Below are 24,398 nucleotides of genomic sequence, written 5' to 3'. Positions count from 1 at the left end.
CGAGCGTTCCTCACTGCGTCCGCCGCTCTGGGAATGGCGGCCGCCGCCCCGGCGGGAGCTGCCGAATTCGGCGACCGTGGACCCGGTGTCCCGACGAAGCCCCAGCGTCCCGACGCGGAGTTGCGGGCCCTGCTCCGCCAGGTCGACGAACGGCGGATCGAAGCGACCGTGCGGCGGCTGGCCGCGTTCGGCACCCGGCACACGCTCTCCGCGCAGGACGACCCCGCCCGCGGGATCGGGGCGGCACGCGACTGGCTCTTCGAGCAGTTCCAGCAGGTCGCGACGGCTTCCGGCGGGCGGCTGAGCGTCGAGCTGCAGTCGTACTTCCAGCCGCCGGCCGACCGGATCCCGGTGCCGACGAAGATCACCAACGTCGTCGCGACGCTGCACGGCGCCACCGATCCCGGCCGCGTGTACGTCGTTTCGGGGCACTACGACTCGCGCCGCTCCGACGTCATGGACTTCACCGGGGACGCGCCGGGCGCGGACGACGACGCTTCGGGTGTCGCGGTCTCGCTCGAGCTGGCCCGGGTGCTCTCGACCCGGCAGCCGGCCGCGACGATCGTCTTCGCCGCCGTCGCGGGCGAGGAGCAGGGCCTTTACGGCTCACGGTTCATGGCGCAGCAGTTCAAATCCGCCGGCACCGACGTCCAGGCGATGTTCACCGACGACATCGTCGGCTCGAGCCGCGCCGACGACGGCACGCGCGATCCCTTCACGATCCGCCTCTTCGCCGAGGGTGTCCCGACGGCCGAGACACCGGCCGAGGCGAACCTGCGCCGCAGCATCGGCGGCGAGAACGACTCCCCGCCGCGGCAGCTGGCCCGGTTCGTGAAGTCGGTGGCGGAGAACGACGCGACCGGCATGACCGTCCGGGTCGTCCACCGCCGCGACCGCTACCTGCGCGGCGGCGACCACATCGGCTTCCTGGAGCAGGGCTACCCGGCCGTGCGGTTCACCGAGCCGAACGAGGACTTCGCCCACCAGCACCAGGACGTCCGCGTCGAGAACGGCGTCCAGTACGGCGATCTCCCGGAGTTCTGCGACTTCCCGTTCATCGCGCGGGTCGCCCGGGTGAACGGGGCGGCACTGTGGTCGCTCGCCACGGCGCCCGGCACCCCGAAGGGCGTGAAGATCCGCACGGCGGCGCTGACGAACGACTCGGAACTGCTCTGGACGGCCACCCCGGGCGCGACGAGCTACGAGGTGCTCTGGCGCGAGACGACGGCCCCGGACTGGACGCACGCCATCGCCGTCGGCCCGGCACTGACGGCGAAGATCGACCTGTCCAAGGACAACGTCTTCTTCGGTGTCCGCGCGGTGGGCCCCGGCGGACGGCGGAGCCCGGCGGCGTTCCCGGTGCCGGTGAGTTAGGCCGCGGCCTGCGTCAGCACCTGCTCGACGACGTGGTGCGACGGCAGGATCAGGTCGCGCTCGGCGTCGGCGTCGATCTTGCCTTCGAGGAGGTCGCAGAACCGGTCGAGCTGGGTGGCCAGCGGCTCGCGGGCCGTGACGAGCTCCGGGATCTCGATCACCGTCTGCTGCCGGTAGCCGAGGCCGTCCGGGGTGACGGAGTCGTGCGAGACGTGCCGGTAGATCGTGACGTCGCGGCGCAGCAGGTCGATCTCGATCAGCCGGTCGAGCTCGGACACCACCAGCGAGCGGACCTTCTTCTGCCCCAGCCGCGAGGCCGACACCGTGGCCAGCCCGGTCGGGAACGACAGCACCGTCTCGATGGTGTCCTCGGCGCCCTCGACCGACGACGGGTGGAAGTAACCCGCGCCGGACGTCACCCGCGATGGCGTTGCGCCGCCGAAGAACTGGATCGCCAGGTCGACGTCGTGCACCAGCAGGTCCCACGCCACGCCGGTCTTGATGCGCGGCGCGTACGGGCCGTGGCGGCGGGCCATCAGGTGCACCGGCTCCTGCACCAGCGCCCGCGCGGTCATCACCGCCGGGTTGTAGCGCTCCAGCAGCCCGCACATCAGCGGGACGTCCTTCTTCGCCGACAGCGAGACGATCTCCTGCGACAGCTCGAAGCTGTTGCACACCGGCTTTTCCACCAGCATCGGCTTGTCCTGGCCGAGGATCTCCTGCGCCAGGTCGTAGTGCGCCTCGGTGGCCGAGGCCAGCACCACGGCGTCCACATCGGACAGTGAGCCGATTTCCGGCGTCCACCGGGTTTCGTACCGCTCGGCGACGGCCTTGCCGGCTTCCTCACGCGGATCGATCACGCGGACCAGCTCGACGCGCTCGTTGCCGGCGAGCACCCGGGCGTGGAGGGAACCCATGTTCCCGGTACCGACAAGAGCGATCCGATGCGTCATGCGCCCAGTACCTCGCGAACGGTTTCGATGATGATGTCCAGGTCGGACTCGGTCAGGTGCGGGTGCACCGGCAGCGACAGCGCCTGCTCCGCAACCGCGCGCGCCACCGGGAAGTCCTCGACGCGCGCGCCCGGGATCAGGTCGTGACCCGCGTAGCAGTCGTAGTCGAAGACGATCTTGGGGTAGTAGATGCCGTTGCCGATGCCGCGCTCGGTCAGCGCCGCGGCGAGCTCGTCGCGCGAGAGCATCGCGTGCGGCCCGACCAGCACGGTGTACTGGTGCCACACGTGCTCGCGGCCCGGCAGCACCTGCGGGACGTCGAGACCGGGCGTGCCCGCGAGGCCTTCGGACAGGCGCTTCGCGTTCGCCTGGCGGGCCGCGGTCAGCTGGTCGAGCTTCGCCAGCTGCGGAATGCCCACGGCGGCGTGCAGGTCGGTCATCCGGTAGTTGTGGCCGGCCACCTCGTACTGGTAGCGGGCGCGCATGCCCTGGTTGCGCAGCACGCGCAGCTTGTCGGCCAGCGCGTCGTCGTCCGTGGTGATGACGCCGCCCTCGGCGGTGGTGATGTTCTTGGTCGCGTACAGCGAGAAGCAGCCGATGCCGAACGAACCGGCCGGCTTGCCCTCGAACGACGCGCCGACGGCCTGCGCCGAGTCCTCGATCACCTGCAGGCCGCGCTCGGCGGCCAGGGGAGCGAGCTTGCCCATGTCCGCCGTCTGGCCGTAGAGGTGCACCGGCATGAGCACCTTCGTGCGATCGGTGACCGCGGCCGCGACGGCGTCGGGGTCCAGCGCGAAGTCGTCGCGCCGGATGTCGGCGAACCGGACGGTCGCGCCGGCCTCGAGGATCGCGTTCAGCGTGGCCACGAAGGTGAACGGTGAGGTGATGACCTCATCGCCCGGCTGCAGGTCCAGCACCTGGAGGGCCGCGACGAGTGCGGTGGTCCCGTTGTTGACCGCGATCGCGTGCTTCGTCCCGGAGACCGCCGCGAAGGCGTCTTCGAAGCGCTTGACCATCGGTCCCTGTGCGATGGCGCCGGAGCGGAGCACCTCGACGACGAGGTCCTCCGCGTCGCGGACGTCGACCACGGTGATGGGGATCATGGGCAGTCTCTCTCGGCAGGCGATTTCGGTGCGTCCGGTACAGTGAGCCGCCGGATCTGCGCCCGGCCGCCCTGCTGCAACGCGGGCCACACGTTACCGGGCGCGGCAGCGCGTCCAGTACCCAGCCGCCGACGAACGGATACCCGCCCGTGGCCAACCGCATCCACCCGAGCGCCGTCATCGGCGAAGGCGTCGAACTCGGCGACGGCAACGTCATCGGCCCGTTCGCGGTGATCGCCGGGCCGGCCCGGATCGGCGACGGCAACTGGATCGGCCCGCACGTGACGATCGGCACGCCCGGCGAGGACCGCGGCCGCCCGCACCCGGTGGCCTGGGAAGACGCCCCGACCGGTGACCCGGACCACGACGGCCACGGCGTCGTCGTCGGCGACCGCAACCGGATCCGCGAATACGTGAGTGTCCACCAAGGGACCTGGCGGACGACGACGGTCGGCAGCGACGGCTACTACCTCCGCAACTCGCACATCGCGCACGACTGCCTGGTCGGCGACGGCGTCACGATCGCCTCCAACGCCGTCACCGGCGGCCACTGCCACATCTGGGACGGCGCGAACCTCGGCATGGGCGCGATCCTGCACCAGAAGGTCGTGATCGGGCCCGGCGCGATGATCGGGATGGGCTCGGCGGTGCGGCGCGAGATCGGCGCGTTCACCATCGCCGTCGGCAACCCGGCCCGCGTCACCGGGATCAACGTCGTCGGCCTGTCCCGCCGCGGCCTCGACGAGGAGACGATCGAGGCACTCGGGCCGTGGCTGAAAGGCAAGGAAGGGCTCCCGGACGTCACGCTGCCCGGCGACCTCTCTACCTTGGTAAAGGCGTGGGACGCCCGCCCGCGCGAGGAACACTAGGAGCTGTCAGATGTCGGAAGTCGCCCCCAAGCTGCGCGAGGTCTTCGTCGAGGCGCTGGACCTCGACGGCGACGTGGACGTCGAGAACCTGAAGTACCGCGACCTCGAGGCGTGGGACTCGGTCGGCCACATGGCGCTGGTCGCGGCGATCGAGGACGAGTTCGACGTCGAGTTCGACACCGACCAGGTCATCGACATGTCGAGCTTCAAGGTCGCCGTGGACATGGTGACCGAGCTGCAGTCGAAGAATGACTGATTTGCCGCTGACCGGTCGCGTTGCGCTCGTCACCGGCGGGACGCGGGGGATCGGCCTGGCCACCGTGCGCGCTTTGGTGGAAGCGGGCGCGACGGTGGTGCTCACCGGCCGTGATGAGTCTCGCGCCAAGGAGGCTGCTTCGGCGGCCGGAGCCGCGGCCGGGCTCGCCCTCGACGTCACCGACGCCAAGGCGGTGTCTTCGCTGGTCAGAGGGGTCGCCAAGGAGCACGGCCGGCTGGACATCGTCGTCGCGAACGCCGGGATCATGGAGGACGCGCTCCTCGGCATGATCCGCGAGGAGCTCGTCGACACGACATTGAGCACGAACGTCGCCGGCACGCTGCACACCGTCCAGGCCGCGGCCCGGGCGATGATGCGGAAGAAAACCGGGGCGATCGTGGTGCTCGCCTCGATCGTCGGTGAGCACGGAAGCGCCGGCCAGACCGTGTACGCGGCCTCGAAAGCGGCGGTGGCGAACATCGCGCGTTCGGCGGCGAAGGAGCTCGGCCGGTCCGGCATCCGCGTCAACGCCGTCGCGCCGGGCGTGATCGAGACCGATCTCACGGCGGGCCTGAGCGAAGACGCGAAGGCCGAAAACGCCGGCAAGACGCCGCTCGGGCGCCTGGGCCGGCCCGATGAAGTGGCGAACGCGATCCGGTTCCTGGTGAGCGACGAAGCGTCGTTCATCACCGGCCAGGTGCTGGGGATCGACGGAGGCTTGGTGCTGTGACGTTGCTGGGTGCGGGAGCTCGGCTGGTGGACGTGGCCGGGGGCCGCACGCTGGCGGGCGCGGAACTGTCGGCCGAGGTCGGCCGGGCGGCGGAGAAGCTGGCGGGGCTGCCCACCGGCGTCGTGTTCGCGCGGATGGCAGTCGACCTGCCGAGTGTGCTGACCTACCTGGGCGCGTTCGAGTCCGGCCGGCCGATCGCGCTGATCGACCCGGCGCTCGACGCCGACGTGCTCGCCGGGCTCGTCTCGCGCTTCCGCCCGGCCGCCGTGCTGGCGGCTTCGGGCGAAGCGCCATCCGGTTACTCGGTGCGCGGCGCCGACTGGGTCCGCGGCTCCGCCGAGGGCGTGCAGCCGCACCCCGACCTCGCCGTCCTGCTCCCGACCAGCGGCTCGACCGGCAACCCGAAGCTCGTCCGGCTGTCGCGGCAGGCGATCCTGTCGAACGCCGACGCCATCGCGCAGGTGCTGCACATCGACGCCGGCGAGGTCGCGCCCACCTGCCTCCCGCTGCACTACAGCTACGGCCTCTCGGTGCTGAACTCGCACCTGGTGCGGGACGCGACCATCGTGATCGAGTCGTCCGGCGTGCTCGGCCGCGGCTTCTGGGACGCGGTGAACACCTACGGCGTCACCTCGCTCTCGGGCGTCCCGTACCACTACGAAATGCTGCGGCGGCTCAAGTTCGACCCCGCGAAGTACCCGACGCTGCGGACGTTGACGCAGGCGGGCGGGAAGCTGCGCGACGAGCTGATCGCCGAGTTCAACGAGAAGATGCTCGCCGTCGGCGGCCGGATGTACGTCATGTACGGCCAGACCGAGGCGTCGCCGCGGATGACGACGGTGCCCGCCGAGCGGCTGGCCGAAAAGCTCGGTTCCGCCGGGCCGGCGCTGCCGGGCGGCAAGTTCGCGGTGCGCCGGGACGACGGGTCGGAGACCACGCACCCGAAAATCGTCGGTGAGGTCGTCTACCGTGGGCCCAACGTGATGATGGGCTATGCGGACGACGAGTCCGGACTGGCCAAAGGCGACGAACACGGTGGCGTGCTGGCCACCGGTGACCTCGGGTACCTCGACGAAGAGGGGTACCTGTTCATCACCGGCCGGCTCAAGCGCATCGGCAAGGTCTTCGGCAACCGCGTCAGCCTCGACGATCTCGAGCAGGCCGTGCGCACGGCGGCGGTCGGGATCGACGTGGTGGCCGCGGTGGCGGCCGGCGACAAGGTCGTGCTGTTCGCCGAGGGGGCGGACAAGGAGATCTGCAAGGACGCGTCGCGGGCGCTGTCCGAGCGGCTGCACCTGCACGTCAGCGGGTTCGACGTCCGACCGATCGAAACCGTGCCGCTGCTGGCCAGCGGCAAGATCGACTACCGGACCCTGGAGGGGCGGGTATGAGTGTGTTCACGCGGTCGCAAGCCGACCGGGAAGCCTTGCTGCTGCCCGAGCTGGCTTCGCTCACCGCCCACCACCGGGCGAATTCCGAGGGCTACGACCGGATCCTGGCTTCGCTGGGAATCGCGCCTGACGCAGCTTTCGGTTCGATCGCCGACCTGCCGTGGCTGCCGGTGCGGATGTTCAAGACGCACGACCTCAAGTCCGTGCCGGAGAGCGAGGTGTTCAAGACGCTGACGTCGTCGGGCACCACCGGCGCCGGCGCGTCCCGCATCTACCTCGACAAGGAGGCAGCGGGCGCGCAGACCAAGCAGCTGGGCGCCACGCTGCAGGAGGTCCTCGGCGGCGAGCGGCTGCCGATGCTGATGGTCGACACGATCGGCATCATCAAGAACCGCCGCTCGTTCTCCGCGCGCGGCGCGGGCGTGCTGGGCATGGCGAACTTCGGCCGCAAGCACACGTACGTGCTCGACGAGAACGACGAGCCGGACGTCGAAGCGGTCAAGAAGTTCCTCGCCGAGTACGGCGACAAGCCCTTCCTGATCTTCGGCTTCACCTTCATGGTGTGGCTGTACCTCTACGAAGTCGCGCGTGACCACGGGCTCGACCTGTCGAACGGGATCCTGATCCACTCCGGTGGCTGGAAGAAGCTGATCGACCGCGCGGTGGACAACACCGAGTTCCGGCGGCGGTTCAAAGAGGACACCGGGCTCACCCGGATCCACAACTACTACGGGATGATCGAGCAGATCGGCACGGTGTTCCTCGAGGGACCGTCCGGGAACTCGCTGTACTGCCCGGACTTCGCCGACGTCGTGATCCGCAATCCGGAGACGTGGGAAGAGCAGCCGGTCGGGGAGCCGGGCGTGATCGAGGTCGTTTCGACGCTGCCGCGGTCCTACCCGGGGCACGTGCTGCTGACCGAAGACCTGGGTGTCTACAACGGCATCGACGACGGAGACTGGCCGGGCAAGCACTTCTCCGTGCTCGGGCGGCTGCCCAAGGCCGAGGCGCGCGGGTGCTCCGACACGTTCTCGGGAGCGGCGGCGTGAACCTCACCCAGCGATTCCCGGCCGGTCCGTCGGTCGAGGTCGGCGCGTTGGTCGACGAGCTGCGCGCCGAGCCGCCCGGCGGCCGGTTGCGCGTCGGCGACCCGCGGATCGTCGAGTTCGTCACGAAGTTCGCCCGCAAGCTGCTGGCCCCGGCCACCGCGCGCCGGTTCCCGGAGCTGGCGTCGCTCGGTTTCTTCCTGCGCAAGGGCGAAATCGCGAAGGCGCTGTCCACTCTGGACACTGCAGGGAGCGCGCTGCGGTTCCCGCGCGGGCTGGTGTTCCACGTGCCGCCGGCGAACGTCGACACGATCTTCGTCTACTCGTGGGCGCTGTCCGCGCTGGCGGGCAACCACAACGTCGTGCGGGTGTCGTCGCGCTCGGCGGGGGCGGCCGAGGCGGTGCTGGACGCGCTGAACGCCGCTCTGTCCGAAGTGGACGATTCGGTGGCGGACGCCGTCCGGGCGACCCAGCGGATGGTGACCTACGACCGCAGCGACGAGGTGAGCGGCGCCCTGTCGCTGGCCGCCGACCTGCGCGTCATCTGGGGCGGCGACAGCTCGGTCGCGGCTCTGCGGAAGTACCCACTCGCCCCGCACGCACGCGACCTGACGTTCCCGGACCGCTCGTCCTTCGCCGTCGCCTCGGTGGCGGGGTGGCAGCGGGCGTCCGCCGAAGAGCGCCGCGCGGCCGCCGAGGGCTTCTACAACGACTCGTACTGGTTCGACCAGGCCGCCTGTTCGTCGCCGCGCGCGGTGTTCTGGGTCGGCGACGAAGCCGGCGCCAAGGCCGCGGGCAGCGAGTTCCGCACCCTGCTGGCGGCGGTGCTGGAGACGAAGCAGCACGTCACCGAGCCCGCGATGGCGGTCCAGAAGCGCGTCTCGGCGTATGGCGCGGCGGTCGACGGGCTGGTCAAGGAGATCGCCTTCCAGGGCAACGGCCTGGCCACCCTCGAGCTGACCGACCCGGCGGTGCTGCCGCGCGAATGGCTCGGCGCGGGCACCTTCGCGAACGCCCGGGTGTCCTCGCTGGCCGACCTGGTGCCGATCGTGCTCCGGAAGGACCAGACGGTCAGCCAGTTCGGCTTCACCACCGAAGAGCTGACGGCGTTCGCGCACCAACTCGCGGGCCGCGGCGTCGACCGGATCGTGCCCTTCGGCAGCGCGCTGACGTTCTCGGCGGTGTGGGACGGTTACGATCTGCTCTCCGAGTTCAGCCGCCTGGTCACGGTGCAGGCCTGAGGAGAGCCGTCGATGACGACAGTTGAGGACCTGCCGGCTGCGGGAAAGCCGCCGAAGTCCGTCCGGGCGAAGATCCTCGACGTCGTCCGGTGGGTGGCGATCGTGCTGGTCCTGGGCTTCGCGGCGAAGCAGCTGGCGGCCAACTGGGGCGAGTTCTGGCACACCCTGCGTGACGTCGCGTGGGAGTCGTCGCTGCTCAGCCTGGTGGCCCTGGTCGCGGCGATCCTGGTGTCGACCTGGGGTTGGCAGATGATGGTCGACGACCTGGGCGAGCCGATCGGCTACGCCCGCGGCGCGCAGATCTGCCTGGTCGGCTCGCTCGGCAAGTACGTGCCGGGCTCGGTGTGGGCGTACCTGCTGCAGATGGAGCTGGGCCGCAAGGCGGGCCTGGCCCGCGCCCGGATCTTCACCGGCTCCCTGATCCAGCTCGGCGTGGGCGTGGTCTCGGCACTGGTGGTGTCCCTGCTGGCGGCGCCGGCGGTGTTCAGCCACAGCCCGCGCGCGCTGTGGCTGTTCGTGCTCATCCCGCTCGGCCTGGCGATGCTCCACCCGAAGATCCTCACCTGGGGTACCTCGCTCGTCCTGCGGATCCTCCGGCGGCCGCCGCTGCAGCACCCCCTGGGCTGGCAGGTGATCGGCAAGGTGTTCGGCGCCTCGACGGCGGCGTGGTGCCTGCAGGGCGTCCACCTGTGGCTGCTGGCCAACTCGGTGGGGGCGCCGGGCCTCGGCGGCTTCGTGCTGTGCGTGGGTGCGATGGCCGTGGCGATGACGGTCGGCACGTTCGCGTTCATCCTCCCCAGTGGTGTCGGTGTCCGCGAGGTGGCCCAGGTCGCGGTCCTGACGGCCAGCGGCCTGACGGTCGGACAGGCCACGGCGTTCGCGGTGGCCTCCCGCGTGATGTTCACGGTGGCCGACCTGCTCACGGCCGGGTTCGCGGCGGTCGCGGCCCGCTCGGTGGCCACCTCCGCCTGAGCTCTCCGGCGTCCGGGACCCGCCCCGCTGTCCACAAGTTGTCCACAAGGCGTCTACACCTGTGGACAACACTCGATCGGGTTATGCCGACAGGCGGAATACCCTGCTTGACTGTCGCGGGGATGCGATCCGCCTCGTTCGGGGCCGGGGACTCCACGGGAAACGCCTCGCGGCCGCTGGTCGATAACCTGGCGTGGGCCCGCCCGGCCGGGGCAGGTGCGGTGACGAGGGGAGGGGCCGGGGTGGTCTACGCGGTCGTGGTGGCCTGGCTGGTCGTCGCCGCCGTCGTGGTGCTGACCTGGAACCGCCTCGACGCCGACCGCGGCTGGCGCGCCTTCGTCCTCACCCTCACGCTCGGCCTGTCCCTGGTGCACCAGCTGCTGTTCGCGACCGTCACCGAGGACGCGCTCGTCACCTTCCGGTACGCGCAGAACATCGCCGACGGCAACGGCCCGGTCTTCAACCCCGGCGAACGCGTCGAGGGGTACACGAACTTCTCCTGGCTGGTGCTGGTCGCCCTGCCGCGCGCGGCGTTCGGCGCCGACGTCCGCGCCATGGCCGTCTTCCTCGGGGTCGTCGCCGCGCTCGGCTCCGTGCTCCTGTCCTGCTTCCTGGTCAACCGGGTCGTCGCCGCGGCCACCCCGGACGGCGCCGAGCCGCGACGCGCGATCGGCGTGGCCGCCGCGGTGCTCACCGCGAGCGCCGGCGGCCTCGCCGTGTACGGGGCGTCGGGCTCCGAAGTGCCGCTGTTCGTGCTGCTCGTCCTCGCCGTCGGCTACGCGCTCGCCGCGCGCCGCCCGGTCGTCGCCGGGGTGCTCGTCGCCTTCGCGGTGATGACCAGCCCGGAAGGCCTGGTGGTCGCGGCGCTGGCCGGCCTGTGGCTCGCCGGTGCCGCGCTCCGGGAGAAGCACAGCTGGTGGGCGCCGGTGGGGTACCTGCTGGGCGCGCTGGTGTTCCTGATCCCGCGGCTGGCCTGGCGCGCGACGTTCTACCAGCACTTCCTCCCGGCGCCGCTGGCCGCGAAGCTCGGCGGCCCGCTCGGTGACCACCTCGCCACCGGCTGGCCGTACCTGACCGGGTTCGCGCTGGCGCACCAGGGGTTCCTGCTGCTGGGCCTGGTCGCCGCGGTCGCGCTGGTGCTGCGTCGCACGGGCGAAGCCCGGGTTGACACAGCCGGTTTTTCGGGGGTCCGGGTGGCGGAGCCCCCGGCGCGGGGCGGAGCCCCGGTTGACACAGCGCGCTTTTCGGGGGTTCGGGTGGCGGAGCCCCCGGCGCGGGGCGGAGCCCCGGTTGTCACCGTCGAGGCCCGGGCGTTGCTCTGGCTGCTGTTCGCGATGGCCGCCGGGCTGGCCGCGGCCGCGGTGCTCATCGGCGGCGACCCCGGTCCGTCGTGGCGGCTGCTGGCCCCGGTGCCGCCGCTGCTCGCGGTCGCCGCCGCCGGGACGTACGGCGTGCTGACCGCGGAGATCGCCGCGAAACCGTCGCCGCGGCCGAAGCCCGTCACGCCGCGGCTCGTCCCGGTGGTCGCCTGCGGGCTGGCCGGCATCGCGGTCCTCGTCTCGTTGTTCAGCCCCGAGATGCTCGACCGCGTCCGCGCCTGGCACTCGCACGGCACCGAGCTCGCCGAAATCGGCGGCTGGCTGGGCGACTACCTGCCGCCCGGTTCGGTGGTCAGCGCGGCCGCGCCCGGCGCGCTCGCCACCCGCGGCGGGCAGCTGCTGATCATCGACGTCCTGGGGCGCACCGACGACCACATCGCCCGCGAAGGACGGCACGACGGCGGCGTCGCGACCGACTACGACTACGTGGTCAACGGCCGCCGCCCGACCGTCGCCGTGCCTGCCGACGGCGGCTACGCCGACAGCCAGCACTGCGCCATCGACCCGGTGTACGCGGGGAAGTACCAGGTCGCGACCTTCCGCCGGGTCGGCACGCCCTACTGGGTCTCGGTGTACCCGCGGGCGGAGCAGGCCAAGTCCCTGGTCGCCGACCTCGACAAGGGCCCGGACTTCCGCTACGTACCCTGTCCTTCGTGAAGCTCGAGGCCCCGGACCGGCAGCTGGGCGCCGAGGCGCGGCTCGGGATCGGGGTGTTCGGGGCGTCGCTCGCGCTGTTCGTGGTGCGGTTCCTGGTGCCGCGGCCGATCGCGATGTCCAACAACGGCGACGGCGGCCGCGTGCTGTGCGGCGCCGGGATCACCTGGAAGGGCCTGCCCGAGCCGTTCGTCCACCTCGCCTACACACCGGCCCCGGGTGCGCCGCCGTGCCGCCCGACGTACCTGCTGACGCAGAGCTGGCTCGCGGACCTCGCCGTCGGGATCGGCAGGCTGATCGGCCTCCCCGGCACGTTGAGCCTGGTCGTCCTGGGCCTGCTGAGCAGCGTCATCGCCGCGGCGGCGGTCGCCGCGATCGTGCTCGGCCTGCCGCACCCGCGCCGGACCCGGCTGGCCGTGGCGGCCGGGCTCCTGCTGGTCGTCGCGGACTCGGCGTTCTTCGGGTACTTCGCCGCGATCCTCGGCGAAGGCGCGGCCTTCCTCGGCCTGCTGCTCGCCGTCGGCGGCCTGCTGCTGACCGCGCGCGAGGGCCGCTGGAGCCACGCGGGCATGGCCGTGACGTTCGTGGGCGGCGTCCTCGCGGTCAACGCGAAGGTCCAGACGCTGACCATCCTGCCGGTCCTGGCACTGGCGATCCTGCTGGTCCGGCCCGGTGGGCTGCGAGGGGTGCGGCGGTGGGCGTCGGCGGTGCTGGTGATCGGCGCGATCGGCGCCGTCACGCTCTACGCGCAGCAGAGCGTCGAGCCGGCGCGAGCCCCCGACGGCACGTACACCGCGTTCCCGGGCGACGATTCGCGCGAGATCAACGTCTTCAACTCGATCTTCCTCAACATCGTCGACGGGAAGCACGACACCCTGGCCGATCTGGCCGAGCTCGGGCTCCCGGCGTCGTTCGCGCAGTACGCGGGCAACGGCTGGTGGCACCCGCACCCCGCGACGACGGACCCGCGTTACCCGCAGTACCGCGACAAGATCAGCCGCCGGAACGTCGTGACGTACTTCGCGACCCACCCCGGCCGGACCCTCGCGGTGCTCGACCGGGCCGCCACCGACCAGCTCACCGCGCGCCCGGACTACCTCGGCAGCTTCGAATCCGACGCCGGGTTCCCGCCGCACGCGCAGGAGCACCGGGTGCCGGTGGTGTCGTGGCTGACCGGCCTGATCGCCCCGCTCGGGCTGTTCGCGCTGGTGCCGATCTGGCTGTTCGTGCTGGTCAGGGCCTGGCTTCGCCGGCGAACCGCGCTCGGCGTCGCGCTGGCGTTCCTCTTCGCCGTCTCGGTGACGCAGTTCGGCACGGCGGCGCTGGGCGACGGCATCGAAGGCATCAAGCACCAGTCCATCGCGCTGTTCTCGATCCTGCTCGCGGTGGTACTGGCCGTTCCGCGGTCACCCGGTGTGACCCCGCCCGCTTTGTGTTCTTCCCCGCTGAACGACGGCCGGCAACCTACGGTCCCGTAACCTTGCCGGATGGCCGACCTGGTTTACCCGCCCGTGATCGCGGCGGCCCGGACGATGTTCCGGGTACTCGACAACCGCATCCGGGTCGAGGGCGCGGAGCACATCCCGCGCCGCGGCGGCGCGGTCATCGCGTGCAACCACATCAGCTACCTGGACTTCATCTTCTGCGGTCTCGGCGCGCGCCCGGCCAAGCGGCTGACGCGGTTCATGGCGAAGAAGGAGATCTTCGACAACAAGATCGCCGGGCCGCTGATGCGCGGGATGCACCACATCTCCGTCGACCGCTCCGCCGGGCTGGCCTCCTACCGCGAGGCGCTGGCGAAGCTGCAGGCCGGCGAGGTCGTCGGCGTCTTCCCCGAGGCCACCATCAGCCAGTCGTTCACGGTCAAGGAGATCAAGTCGGGTGCCGTCCGGATGGCCGCGGCGGCCGACGTCCCGGTGGTGCCGATGGCGCTGTGGGGCACCCAGCGGCTCTGGACGAAGGGCCGGCCGAAGGACCTGACCCGCCGCCACGTGCCGATCTCGATCCTCATCGGCGAGCCGATGCACCCGGCCAAGGGTGACGACTGGGACGTCGTGACGAAGGAGCTGCGCACCCGGATGAGCGCGCTGCTCGACCGCGCCCAGGCCGAGTACCCCGACCAGCCCGCGTCCGACGACGAACGCTGGTGGCTGCCCGCCCACCTGGGCGGCACGGCGCCGACCCCGGCCGAAGCGGCCGAGCTCGACCGGCGCTAGAACCAGCTAGAACCGGCTAGAACCAGCGCTCCAGGACCTGCGCGACGCCGTCTTCGCCGGCCGGGCCCGTGATCTCGTCGGCCGCCGACCGGGCCTGCGGGTGCCCGTTCTGCATCGCGACGCCGTGGCCGGCCCAGCGGAGCATCTCGACGTCGTTGGGCATGTCGCCGAAGGCGATCACCCGCTCGGGCTCGACGCCGAGCCGCTCGGCCACGTCGGCAAGGCCGGTCGCCTTGGTGATGCCGTGCGCGGACAGCTCGACCAGCCCGCCCGACGACGAATACGTCACGTCGACGTCCCGGTCGAACAGCGCGTTCACCGCGTCCGCCATCTCCGCCGACGACATCCCGCGGTGGCTGACCAGCAGCTTGATCGCCGGGTGCCCGAGCACCTCGGCGCGCGGCGCGGTGCGGCCTTCGCCGTCACCCCACGGGTTGTGGTAGTCCGGCTCGATCACGAAGTTGCGCATGTCGTGGTCGGCGTCGGTGCCGACGCGCTCGGTGGCCAGCCGGCAGCCGGGCAGGGCCTTGTCCAGTGCGTGCGCGATGTCGTGGAGCAGCTCGGGCCGCAGCAGGCCGTGCACCGCGACGACCTCCTCACGGCCGCAGTCGTACAGGACGGCGCCGTTCGCGCACACCGCGTACCCGGTGAGTTCGAGGGGCCCGGACACGGGCGCGATCCAGCGCGGCGGCCGGCCGGTGGCCAGCACGAACGGCACTCCCGCGTCGATCGCCCGGCGGACGGTGGCGATCGTGCGGCCGGTCAGGGATTCGGAGGGGCCGAGCAGGGTGCCGTCGACGTCGGACGCGATCAACTGGGGTCTCTCCACCCCGCCATTGTCCCTGACTCGTTCGGGGGAAGCCTTCCCCGTCCGTGCGACAGCCGGTGGTAACCGATAGCGTCCGGCATTGTGCGAGTAGGCATCGTCATTCTCCCTGAAGATCGTTGGTGGGCCGCCGAGCCGAAGTGGCGCGCCGCCGAGGAGTACGGCTTCGACCACGCGTGGACGTACGACCACCTGGGCTGGAGAAACCTGGTCGACGGCCCGTGGTTCTCCGCCGTCCCGACCCTGACCGCGGCGGCGATGGTGACGTCCCGCATCCGGCTCGGCACGTTCGTGGCGTCGCCGGTCGCCCGGCACCCCGTGCCGTTCATGCGCGAGCTGAACACCCTGGACGACATCTCCGACGGCCGGTTCATCCTGGGCGTCGGCGCGGGCGTCGACCACCAGCACTACGACGGCGCCGTCCTCGACGCCCCCGAGCTGACGGTCAAGCAGCGCGCCGACCGCTTCACCGAGTTCGTCGAGGCGCTCGACGGGCTGCTGATGACCGACAAGTTCGACTTCGACGGCGAGTACTACCGCGCCCGCGAAGCCCGCAACCTGCCCGGCCCGGTCCAGCGGCCGCGGCTGCCGTTCGTCGTCGCCGCGAACGGCCCGCGCACGATGACCCTCGCCGCGCGCTTCGGCGCGGGCTGGGTGACGACCGGCAAGGGCGGCGCAACCGCCGACGACTGGTGGGCCGGGATCAAGGAGCTCACCGAGCTCTTCGACCGGCGGCTCGACGCCGCGGGCCGCGACCGGGCGAGCATCCAGCGGCACCTCAGCCTGGACGCCTCTCCGGTGTTTTCGCTGAGCAGCGTGGAGGCGTTCCGCGACGCGGTGGGCCGGGCGCGGGAGCTGGGCTTCACCGACGTCATCTCGCACTGGCCGCGGTCGTCGTCGCCCTACGAGGGCCGGGAGGCCGTCCTGGAGCAGGTCGCGAGCGACGTCCTGCCGGAGCTGCGTTAGGCCGAACGAGTGACATCGGGATGATCGGGAAACCGATTCCCGCCCTCCGGGCGTCGGTACTTGCAGACACCCCGGGGGTGCGGGGGCCCTCGTGGCCGCGGAGGGGCGCCGCGGTCACGAGGGCGTTCTACTTCACGATCCGGTAGATGACCGCGCCCGGATTCCGGTACACGACCTGCAGGAAGTCGTGCCCGTCCAGGTGCTGCAGGCCCCATGCGATGGGCGTGTCCCGGCGGATGGTGCCGCTGCCCACCAGCACGTAGTGGATGTTCAGCCGCCGCACGGCCGCGCGCACCTCGGGATCGCTGTCGTAGTCCACGAAGTGCCGGGCGAGGTAGAGCGCGTCCGGGGGCGCGACGCCGGCGTCGTAGTGGCCCGCCACCGGGTGCACGCCGGTCAGGGCGTACATCCAGGCCGTGCCGTCGAGCCGGTCGTTGAGCACCTTCTGGTCGGCGGGGATGCCGAGCGTGCCGAGGTGGTCCATCGCGTCGATCTCGTCCTGGCTGACCGGCGGGACCACCTCGCCCGGCAGGCCGTTGTAGTAGAGCAGCGACACCGTCTTGGCGTTGGCCGCGCGGTAGAACCCGCCGGTCAGCACGCCCATCGCCACGACCAGCAGCACCGCCGTCGCCAGCCCGACCCGGCCGGTCAGCCACGGCCGCGCGCGCACCCACGCGCGCCCGCTCGCCAGCTTCGCCACCCACCGCTGGGTCTCGCTCATGCCGTGCGCGGCGAGCAGGCACAGCGGGATCGACGCCAGCGCCATCAGCCGGAACCGGTCGTTCCACCAGGGCCGCGACAGGCTGACCACCCAGTGTTCGCCGCCGAAGCACGCCACCACCACGAACAACGCCGACAGCCCGAGCGCCGAGAGCACCAGCCAGCGCATCCGCCGCAGCGCCCCCAGCGTCAGGACGCCGATCGCCAGGAACACCGTCAGCCAGATCTGCGGCACCGGCAGCACCTGCTTGAACGTCGCCAGCATGGTCAGTGCCTTCCACACCGGCATGTGCGAGCCCCAAGCGTAGTACGGGTACGAGCCGGAGGTGAAGCCGATCGCGCCGAGGATCATCGGCGCGGCCAGCAGCCCGGCCACCACCATCACCGGCAGCATCCGCAGGACGTCGCCGCCGACGACCCGCCAGGCGCGCTTGCCCTCGGGAACGCCGTCGACGCGGCGGCCACGCAGCACCCGGTACCAGCGCTGCACCACCAGCGGGAACGCGAACAGGATCGCCCCGAAGAGCGCGCTCGAGTGCGCGGCGAGCAGGCCGGTCGCGCTCAGTGCCAGCACCGCGCCGGTGTCGACGCCCGGCCGCGCGACGAACCGCTGGAGCGCGATCACCGCCAGCGGCGTCAGCACGATGCCGAGGGCGAACGGCAGCAGGCCGCTCGACACCGATTCGTACGCCCCGGTCGTCGCCCCGCCCGCGACCAGCGCGGCGCTGCCCGCGAACACCGCGCGGCCGCCGAGCTGGCGCACCAGCGCGGCCATGGCCAGCGCGAACAGCCCGGCGATCGGCATCGTGACCGCGTTCAGCGTGACCGGGATCGACGTCCCGGACAGCTCGTAGACCAGAGCGCCGACCAGGTGGTAGGCGTTCGGGTAGAAGGAGCCCGCCGGGTACCAGTTGATGGTGCCCATGCCGGTCAGGGAGCCGTCGCCGGTCTCGGCGATGTAGCGGATGCCGTTCGCGTGGAACACGGTGTCCCAGCGCTGGAACACCGCGGTCGTCCCGCCGCGGCCGGAGACGACCACGACGATCGACACCGCGACGGCGATCGCGACGCAGGCCCCGACCGCCAGGTGCGCCCGGCGCGTCCACGGCAGCCCCGGCTCTTCGACGCCCGGGGTGAGCCAGCCACGCGCGGTTGCCAGGCGCCGCAGGCCGTACAGCACAGCGGCGAGCAGCAGGGTGACCACGGCCACGCTGGGCGAGCCGTACGGGATGTGGGCCATGGCCAGCCACGGGCCGGCCAGGCCGGTGATGGCGTAGCTGAGCAGCGGCGCGAGCCCGGCCAGGGCCCAGCCGCGCAGGCCGGCGGCCCAGCCGACGACCCCGCCGGGGACCGCCAGCACGGCCAGGTAGGTGGCCACCGCGCCGAAGTAGCTCCAGAAGTCCTCGGGTGCAGGCACTGCTTTCCAGGTGTGTCGTAGGCCGAAATGTGATAGGTGGGTGCGGGCCGCGCGACCGACCTGCGTACCCTCGACGCCCGTGAGCGCGCACACGAACCCCGCCAACATTACTGAAGACGATTTCGCAGGTTACGACCTCGTCGTCGTCGGGTCCGGCTTCTTCGGGCTGACCGTCGCCGAACGGGCCGCGGCCGAGCTGGGCAAGAAGGTCCTCGTCCTCGAGCGACGCAGCCACCTCGGCGGCAACGCGTACTCGGAGCCCGACCCGGAGACCGGGATCGAGGTGCACAAGTACGGGGCCCACCTGTTCCACACCTCGAACAAGCGGGTGTGGGAGTACGTGAACCGGTTCACCGAGTTCACCAACTACCAGCACCGCGTCTTCGCGCGGGTCAAGGACCAGGTCTACTCGTTCCCGATGAACCTGGCCCTGATCAACCAGTTCTTCGGCAAGTCGCACACCCCGGACGAGGCCCGCGAGCTGATCGCGAAGCAGGCGTCGGAGTTCGAGACGAGCGCTGCGCAGAACCTCGAGGAAAAGGCGATCTCGCTGGTCGGCCGTCCCCTCTACGAGGCCTTCATCCGCGGTTACACCGCGAAGCAGTGGGAGAACGACCCCAAGAACCTGGGCGAGAACATCATCACGCGCCTGCCGGTCCGCTACAACTTCGACAACCGGTACTTCAACGACACCTACGAGGGCCTGCCCGTCAACGGGTACACCGCGTGGCTCGAGAAGATGGCCGAGCACGAGAACATCGAGATCCGGCTGAACGTCGACTACTTCGACGTCCGCGAGCACATCCCGGCGGGCACCCCGACCGTCTACACCGGGCCGCTGGACCGCTACTTCGACTACTCGGCGGGCAAGTTCACCTGGCGCACCGTCGACTTCGAGTCCGAGGTCGCGGAGACCGGCGACTTCCAGGGCACCTCGGTCGTCAACTACAACGACCAGGAAGTCCCCTACACCCGGATCATCGAGTTCCGGCACTTCCACCCGGAGCGGGACTACCCCAAGGACAAGACGGTCATCTTCCGCGAGTACTCCCGCTTCGCGGGCGAGGACGACGAGCCGTACTACCCGATCAACACGCCGGAGAACCGCGAGAAGCTCGAGGCCTACCGTGAGCTGGCCAAGAAAGAGGCCCGCGAGAAGAACGTGCTGTTCGGCGGCCGGCTGGGCACGTACAAGTACCTCGACATGCACATGGCCATCGGTTCGGCGCTGTCGGCGTTCGACAACAAGATCGCCCCGCACCTGACCGACGGCGCGCCGCTCGACGGGTCCCTGGATGCTTGAGAAGGGACAGCCCGCCGGCGAGGTGGCAGTCCTCGCCAAGGCGCAGGGCTTTCTGAAGAGTGAAGCTTCGGTGAAGGCTGCGCGCGGCATGTCGCACTTCGGCGAGCACGCGCTGGGCTGGTTCGGCCTGGGCGTGCTCGGCGCCGTCGTCGACAAGAAGCGGCGCAAGGACTGGCTGGTCGCGTCGGCGGGTGTCGTCGGCGCGCACGCCGCGTCCATCGCGGTGAAACGCGTGGTCAGGCGGCCGCGGCCGGACCACCCGAGCGTCGAGGTCCTGGTCGGCACGCCGAGCAAGCTGAGCTTCCCGTCGTCGCACGCGACGTCCACCACGGCGGCGGCGGTGCTCTACTCCGGATTGACCGGGCGTAACCTGGTGCCCGCCCTGGTACCGCCGATGCTGGCCTCGAGGCTCGTGCTCGGCGTTCACTATCCGACAGACGTCTTGGCCGGTGCAGCTCTCGGGGGGCTCGTCGGTGGTCTGATACGACGGAAGCTGAAAAAGAACCCATGAGCGAAACGACCGAGCAGCGCAACAGCGACGAAACTGCCGTGACTCCTGATGCTCCGGTGACCCCGGAGGCTGTGTCACGTGGCCCGTTGGGCCTGGTCGGCGGCGTCATCAAGACGGCGCGGCCGCGGCAGTGGGTGAAGAACGTCCTGGTCTTCGCGGCCCCGTTCTTCGCGTTCTCGAAGTCGACGGATCGCACCGGTCTGCTGATCGACGCGATCATCGCCTTCGTGGCCTTTTCGCTGACAGCGAGCTCGGTCTACCTCATCAACGACGCCATCGACGTCGAGGCCGACCGCGCCCACCCGACCAAGCGCAACCGGCCGATCGCGGCCGGGATCGTGCCGGTCCCCGTCGCGTACGGGGCCGCGGTCGTGTTCTTCCTGGCCGGCCTCGGCGTCTCGTTCCTCGCCAGCTGGCAGCTGGCGGTCGTGCTGGGCGTCTACGAGGCCGTCCAGCTCGGCTACTGCTTCGGCCTCAAGCACCAGCCGGTGGTCGACCTGGCCATCGTCGGCTCGGGCTTCCTGATGCGCTCCATCGCCGGCGGTGTCGCGGGCGGCATCGCGCTTTCGCAGTGGTTCCTGCTGGTCACGGCGTTCGGCTCGCTCTTCATGGTGGCGGGCAAGCGCTACGCGGAGATCATGCTCTTCGAGCGGACCGGCGCGAAGATCCGCTCGTCGCTGAAGAAGTATTCGGCCAGCTACCTCCGGTTCGTCTGGGCGACGTCGGCGGCGATCCTGATCATGTCGTACTGCCTCTGGGCGTTCGAGATCCGCCAGACCGAGCACAACTCCGTGTGGGCGCTGATCTCGATGGTGCCGTTCCTGGTGGCGGTGCTGCGCTACGCGGTGGACGTCGACGGCGGCATCGCGGGCGAGCCCGAGGAGATCGCGCTCAAGGACCGCATCCTGCAGGTACTGGGCGCGACCTGGGTGATCACGCTGTTCCTCGCGTTCTACCTGTGACTCATTGCGGATCGACAGGTTCGGTTCAGCTCGCACACAGCTGAGCGGCGCACCCTGAGGTGGTGGGGGCGGGCACTGCGCCCGTCCCCGTGACCACAGGAGCGACCATGAACGACCAGCCGCGCGAGGAGAAGGCCCCGGACGGGGCCGAGCAGCCGACCGTCGAACACCCGACCGCGGCCACCCCGCCGACAGCGGCGTCCGGCGACCCGGCGGGCACGCCTGCGTCCGAGCCTGCGGAGAGTGCGTCCGACCAGGCGTCCAGCGCCACCGCGGCCGACCAGACCGCCGTCCACGGGCAGCAGCCGCCGCCCGGTCCGCAGTTCGCCCAGCCCGCCCCCGGGCAGCCCTACGCCGCCTGGGGCCCGCCGCCGGCCGCCCCACGGCAACCTGGCGGGTTCCGGCGGTTCGTCGGGCACCGGGCCACCCAGCTCGTCGCCGTCGGTGTGCTCGGCATGCTCGTCGGCGGCGTGATCGTGGGCGGGATCGCCGCCGTCGGCCACCACGGCCCCCGTGACGGCCGCCCCGGCATCCACCGCCAGTACAACGGCCCCGACCAGGGCTTCAACGGCCGCGGACCCGGCTTCGGCGGCCGCGGGAACGCCGGCCCCGGCACCGGGGACGGCAGCTGATCCCGGACTGTGGCCTCGGCCACCCGTACCCCGCTCAGATCACAGAAGCATCACGGGCGGGGTACGGTGGCCGGGATGCGAAGCGCCTCCGCAGAACTCCCCAACGCCGTCCGCGCGCTGCCGGCGGCCATTCCCGCCGTCCGCTCGTGGGCCCTGCCGGCTGGCGCCGCGGCCGCCTCCGCGGTCGTGTTCGCCCTGGTCAGCAGCCATCTCATCGATGACACGTACATCACGCTGTCCTACGCGAAGAACCTCGCCTTCCACGGCCACTGGGGCCTGATCGAGCAGGGGACGGCGAATACCGCGACGTCCCCGCTGAACGTCCTGGCCCTCGGCGCGGTCACGTTCGTCGTACGCGACGCCGTGCTGGCCGCCGGCGTCGTGTTCGTCGCCACGCAGGTGCTGCTCGTGCTCGGCCTGCGCCGCCTGGGCGAACGCACCGGTCTGCCGCCCGCGTTCGCGCCGCTGACCTTCGCGTTGCTGCTGTTCAACCCGCTGCTGCTGTCCTCGGTCGGGCTGGAGGTGGCGCTCGGTGCCACCGGCGTCGTCTGGACGCTGGTCTACGCGGGGGAGCGGCGGGCGCGCCGCCTGGGCGTGGTGATCGGGCTGCTCGCGCTCGTGCGGATCGACCTGCTGCTGATCGCCGCGGTGCTGTTCGCCGCTCGCCGCGAGTTCTGGACCGGCATCTGGCGGACGGCCTTCGCGGCGCTCGCCGTCACGCTGCCCTGGTTCGGGTTCAGCTGGGTGGTGCTCGGCTCGGCCGTGCCGGACACGCTCGTCATCAAGATCAGCCAGCAGTCGTGGGGCCCGTTCAGCTTCGCCAACGGCCCGCTGCTGTACTGGCGCAACTTCCCGGCGGCGGCCGCGCTGTCGTTCCTGCCGCTGTTGCTCGCGGGCCTGGCCGGAGCGGCCTGGGTCGTCCAGTACCGCCGCGGCTCCGAGACGGCCCGCCGCCTGACGCCGTTCGCGGCGCTCGCCGCCGCCGGCGCGCTGCACTACCTGGCCTACAGCCGCCTGGGCGTGCCGCCCTACCACTGGTACTACGCGCCGAGCATCATCGGCGCGACGGTCTTCCTGGCCGCTTGCGCCTCGGCGGTCCCCGAGCGGGTGCGGCGCGCGACGTGGACGGTGGCCGGAGCGGCCCTCGCGGCGAGCGTCGCGGTGTACGCGCTGCCCGGCCTGCCCCGCCAGTTCGCGCCGATCACCAGCAACCACGCGTCGACGACGGAGTACCGCGAGATCGGCCACGAGCTGGCGACGATCGCCCACGGCCGCAAGGTCGAGACGGCGGGCGAAGTCGGCGCGCTGGCGTACGCGTGCGACTGCCAGCTGGTCGACGAGTTCTCCGACCGCGGAGCGGTCGACCCGGCGATCACCGAGACCAAGCGCCGCAGCGGCGACCTGGGCCGGGCGCTGCTGGAGGCCAACTTCCACAACTTCGACCACAGCGTGGCCCCGGCCAGCCCGGACCTGGTCCTGGCGACCACCCGCCGCACGCCGCCCCGGACGGCCCTGGCGAGCTGGCACATCGACTCACCGTGGGTGGGCAGCCAGAACCTCTACCTGGTCCCCGCCCACGCCACCGGCGGCTGAGGAGCCGTCCACAGGCCCCGGCCAATGTGGACAGCTCCCGCGGCAAACGCCTTTCCGGCGAGTTCTGTCGCCCTTCGCCGGTAGAATGGACTTGGGCACGCCCCCCTGGGAGGGCGGGGGTTCCGGCGAAGTTGTTGTGCAGGTCGCTTGGGTGTTCGGAGGCCATCGGGCGGCCAAAGGTGCAGCGGCCCTAGACGAGTAATGCGTAACTCGATCAGTGGTCGTAGGCGGTCAGGGACCGGGTGACGGGCTGGCCAGTAGCGCGGTTGTGCCAGATAGCGGCGGTCAACGCGAGGAGGCGTTGGGCGACGCGGACGCCGACCCCTTCGATGGTGCGTCCGCCGTGTTGTTCGAGGTTGAGCTGGCCTTTGAGGGTGTCGTTGACCGACTCGATGAGCTGGCGGATGGACTTCAGCAGCGGCTCACCGGGATGGGGTCGGCGGTTGCGGTAAGACGGGCGGATCAGCCGGACCCCGCGCTCGGCGAGGAAGCGGTCCAGTTCGGCGGAGACGTAGCCTTTGTCGGCGATGATCAGCAGGCCGGGCCGGTCGGTGAGCAGGCGGGGCTCGTGGTCGCAGATGGCCATGAGCACCTGCCGCTCGTCGACCTTCGGATCAGCCAGCGCCCAGGCGATGGGGAGCCCGGCCGGGGTGCAGACCAGATGCAGCCGCAGTCCCCAGAACCAGCGGGAGTGGGAGCGGCAGAAGCCGTATTTGGCCCAGCCGGCCAGCTCCGAGCGCTTCACGGTGGGCCGGGATCGGCCGCATTCGACTGGAGTGGAGTCGACGATCCAGGTGGTGTCGGTCCACAGGTCGGTATCGACCGCGAGCAGTCTCATGACCTGTTTGACCAGCGGCAGCGCGGCGCGCAGGCGGCGGTTGTAGCCGGACTGGCTGGGCAGATACGGGAACGCTCCGGGCATCCGGGCGGGCAGGAACCGCAACCAGCGGGCCTCGGAGGTGAACCCCAGCAATGCCTGGGCCACGGCCAGGGTCACCAGCTCGGCGTCGGTCAGCTTCGGTGGCCGGCCCGTCCGGCGCCTGCCGGTGAGGTGGTCGTCGATCTTGACGTAGAGTGCGGTGAGAAGGGTGTTCAGGTCTGTCGTCACAAACGGATCTTGGACACCCTTCGTCCGTCTCCGGTCACCGCCCTGACTTACGCATTACTCGTCTAGCTCGCAGCCCCGTCCGGCGTAGTGACAAGATGGCGGTGTCGCGCGCGCGGTTATACCGGGCGCGGGCGCGACGACAGAGCAACACCCCACTGCTTGCCGAGGAGTTAATG

22 protein-coding genes are annotated in these 24,398 nt (G+C 71.1%); 17 read left to right on the top strand and 5 right to left on the bottom strand.

The window, feature by feature from the left end; translation table 11 throughout:
• Positions 1–33 precede the first annotated feature (33 nt).
• Positions 34–1,374 carry a M20/M25/M40 family metallo-hydrolase gene (locus ACWED2_RS10440; protein WP_449690368.1) on the top strand — a complete coding sequence of 447 codons (1,341 nt, stop codon included), beginning with the start codon at positions 34–36 and terminating at the stop codon, positions 1,372–1,374.
• Here ACWED2_RS10440 and ACWED2_RS10435 read toward each other — a convergent pair.
• Positions 1,371–2,327 carry a Gfo/Idh/MocA family protein gene (locus ACWED2_RS10435; protein ID WP_449690167.1) on the bottom strand — a complete coding sequence of 319 codons (957 nt, stop codon included), beginning with the start codon at positions 2,325–2,327 and terminating at the stop codon, positions 1,371–1,373. The two genes, ACWED2_RS10440 and ACWED2_RS10435, sit on opposite strands and share 4 nt — an antisense overlap.
• Positions 2,324–3,430, bottom strand: coding sequence for a DegT/DnrJ/EryC1/StrS family aminotransferase (locus ACWED2_RS10430; protein WP_449690166.1), 1,107 nt, complete (start codon positions 3,428–3,430; stop codon positions 2,324–2,326). Before ACWED2_RS10430 ends, ACWED2_RS10435 begins: the two co-directional genes overlap by 4 nt.
• 149 nt (positions 3,431–3,579) lie before the next feature.
• Here ACWED2_RS10430 and ACWED2_RS10425 point away from each other — a divergent pair, with 149 nt between their 5' ends.
• The 10 genes from ACWED2_RS10425 (at position 3,580) to ACWED2_RS10380 (ending at position 14,184) form a co-directional block, all read left to right on the top strand.
• Positions 3,580–4,299, top strand: a complete 720-nt coding sequence (locus ACWED2_RS10425) for a UDP-N-acetylglucosamine acyltransferase (protein WP_449690165.1) — start codon at positions 3,580–3,582, stop codon at positions 4,297–4,299.
• 10 nt (positions 4,300–4,309) lie between these two features.
• The gene (locus ACWED2_RS10420) at positions 4,310–4,555 is read left to right on the top strand and encodes an acyl carrier protein (RefSeq protein WP_326945597.1); all 246 of its coding nucleotides are present in this window, start codon (positions 4,310–4,312) and stop codon (positions 4,553–4,555) included.
• A complete protein-coding gene (locus ACWED2_RS10415) occupies positions 4,548–5,285 on the top strand; it encodes an SDR family NAD(P)-dependent oxidoreductase (RefSeq protein WP_449690164.1) in 738 nt (245 codons plus the stop codon). Before ACWED2_RS10420 ends, ACWED2_RS10415 begins: the two co-directional genes overlap by 8 nt.
• A complete protein-coding gene (locus tag ACWED2_RS10410; RefSeq protein WP_449690163.1) occupies positions 5,282–6,676 on the top strand; it encodes an AMP-binding protein in 1,395 nt (464 codons plus the stop codon). The genes ACWED2_RS10415 and ACWED2_RS10410 overlap by 4 nt, the downstream gene beginning before the upstream one ends.
• Positions 6,673–7,725: a LuxE/PaaK family acyltransferase gene (locus ACWED2_RS10405; protein WP_449690162.1), complete on the top strand. Its 1,053-nt coding sequence runs from the start codon at positions 6,673–6,675 to the stop codon at positions 7,723–7,725. Before ACWED2_RS10410 ends, ACWED2_RS10405 begins: the two co-directional genes overlap by 4 nt.
• Positions 7,722–8,963 (top strand): acyl-CoA reductase, encoded by a 1,242-nt coding sequence (locus ACWED2_RS10400; RefSeq protein ID WP_449690161.1) that lies wholly within the window; start codon positions 7,722–7,724, stop codon positions 8,961–8,963. The genes ACWED2_RS10405 and ACWED2_RS10400 overlap by 4 nt, the downstream gene beginning before the upstream one ends.
• A gap of 12 nt (positions 8,964–8,975) precedes the next feature.
• Positions 8,976–9,935, top strand: coding sequence for a lysylphosphatidylglycerol synthase transmembrane domain-containing protein (locus ACWED2_RS10395; RefSeq protein WP_449690160.1), 960 nt, complete (start codon positions 8,976–8,978; stop codon positions 9,933–9,935).
• A 242-nt stretch (positions 9,936–10,177) separates the two neighbouring features.
• Positions 10,178–11,971: a hypothetical protein gene (locus ACWED2_RS10390; protein ID WP_449690367.1), complete on the top strand. Its 1,794-nt coding sequence runs from the start codon at positions 10,178–10,180 to the stop codon at positions 11,969–11,971.
• Positions 11,968–13,446, top strand: a complete 1,479-nt coding sequence (gene wsfD, locus ACWED2_RS10385) for a glycan biosynthesis hexose transferase WsfD (RefSeq protein WP_449690159.1) — start codon at positions 11,968–11,970, stop codon at positions 13,444–13,446. The genes ACWED2_RS10390 and wsfD overlap by 4 nt, the downstream gene beginning before the upstream one ends.
• Positions 13,447–13,455: 9 nt before the next feature.
• Positions 13,456–14,184 carry a lysophospholipid acyltransferase family protein gene (locus ACWED2_RS10380; RefSeq protein WP_449690158.1) on the top strand — a complete coding sequence of 243 codons (729 nt, stop codon included), beginning with the start codon at positions 13,456–13,458 and terminating at the stop codon, positions 14,182–14,184.
• 16 nt (positions 14,185–14,200) lie between these two features.
• Here ACWED2_RS10380 and ACWED2_RS10375 read toward each other — a convergent pair whose 3' ends face one another.
• Positions 14,201–14,998, bottom strand: a complete 798-nt coding sequence (locus tag ACWED2_RS10375) for an HAD family hydrolase (protein ID WP_449690366.1) — start codon at positions 14,996–14,998, stop codon at positions 14,201–14,203.
• 96 nt (positions 14,999–15,094) lie between these two features.
• On the opposite strand from ACWED2_RS10375, the gene ACWED2_RS10370 reads away from it, so the two are divergent.
• Positions 15,095–15,976, top strand: coding sequence for an LLM class flavin-dependent oxidoreductase (locus ACWED2_RS10370; protein WP_449690157.1), 882 nt, complete (start codon positions 15,095–15,097; stop codon positions 15,974–15,976).
• A 127-nt stretch (positions 15,977–16,103) separates the two neighbouring features.
• Here the strand turns inward: ACWED2_RS10370 and ACWED2_RS10365 are convergent, their stop codons facing one another.
• Positions 16,104–18,113, bottom strand: a complete 2,010-nt coding sequence (locus ACWED2_RS10365; protein ID WP_449690156.1) for a DUF6541 family protein — start codon at positions 18,111–18,113, stop codon at positions 16,104–16,106.
• Positions 18,114–18,192: 79 nt separating this feature from the next.
• Here ACWED2_RS10365 and glf point away from each other — a divergent pair, with 79 nt between their 5' ends.
• The 5 genes from glf (at position 18,193) to ACWED2_RS10340 (ending at position 23,114) form a co-directional block, all read left to right on the top strand.
• A complete protein-coding gene (gene glf / locus ACWED2_RS10360; RefSeq protein ID WP_449690155.1) occupies positions 18,193–19,416 on the top strand; it encodes a UDP-galactopyranose mutase in 1,224 nt (407 codons plus the stop codon).
• Positions 19,409–19,927 (top strand): phosphatase PAP2 family protein, encoded by a 519-nt coding sequence (locus ACWED2_RS10355; RefSeq protein WP_449690154.1) that lies wholly within the window; start codon positions 19,409–19,411, stop codon positions 19,925–19,927. Before glf ends, ACWED2_RS10355 begins: the two co-directional genes overlap by 8 nt.
• Positions 19,924–20,889, top strand: a complete 966-nt coding sequence (locus ACWED2_RS10350; RefSeq protein WP_449690153.1) for a decaprenyl-phosphate phosphoribosyltransferase — start codon at positions 19,924–19,926, stop codon at positions 20,887–20,889. The genes ACWED2_RS10355 and ACWED2_RS10350 overlap by 4 nt, the downstream gene beginning before the upstream one ends.
• Before the next feature lie 107 nt (positions 20,890–20,996).
• Complete coding sequence (locus ACWED2_RS10345; RefSeq protein ID WP_449690152.1) at positions 20,997–21,521, top strand: hypothetical protein; 525 nt, start codon at positions 20,997–20,999, stop codon at positions 21,519–21,521.
• Positions 21,522–21,596: 75 nt separating this feature from the next.
• The gene (locus ACWED2_RS10340) at positions 21,597–23,114 is read left to right on the top strand and encodes a hypothetical protein (protein WP_449690151.1); all 1,518 of its coding nucleotides are present in this window, start codon (positions 21,597–21,599) and stop codon (positions 23,112–23,114) included.
• 214 nt (positions 23,115–23,328) lie between these two features.
• Here ACWED2_RS10340 and ACWED2_RS10335 read toward each other — a convergent pair whose 3' ends face one another.
• A complete protein-coding gene (locus ACWED2_RS10335; protein WP_449690150.1) occupies positions 23,329–24,222 on the bottom strand; it encodes an IS982 family transposase in 894 nt (297 codons plus the stop codon).
• Positions 24,223–24,398: the final 176 nt, after the last annotated feature.

The sequence above is a fragment of the Amycolatopsis sp. NPDC005003 genome (genome assembly GCF_053600695.1).
This window is presented reverse-complemented; position numbering and strand designations above follow the sequence as displayed.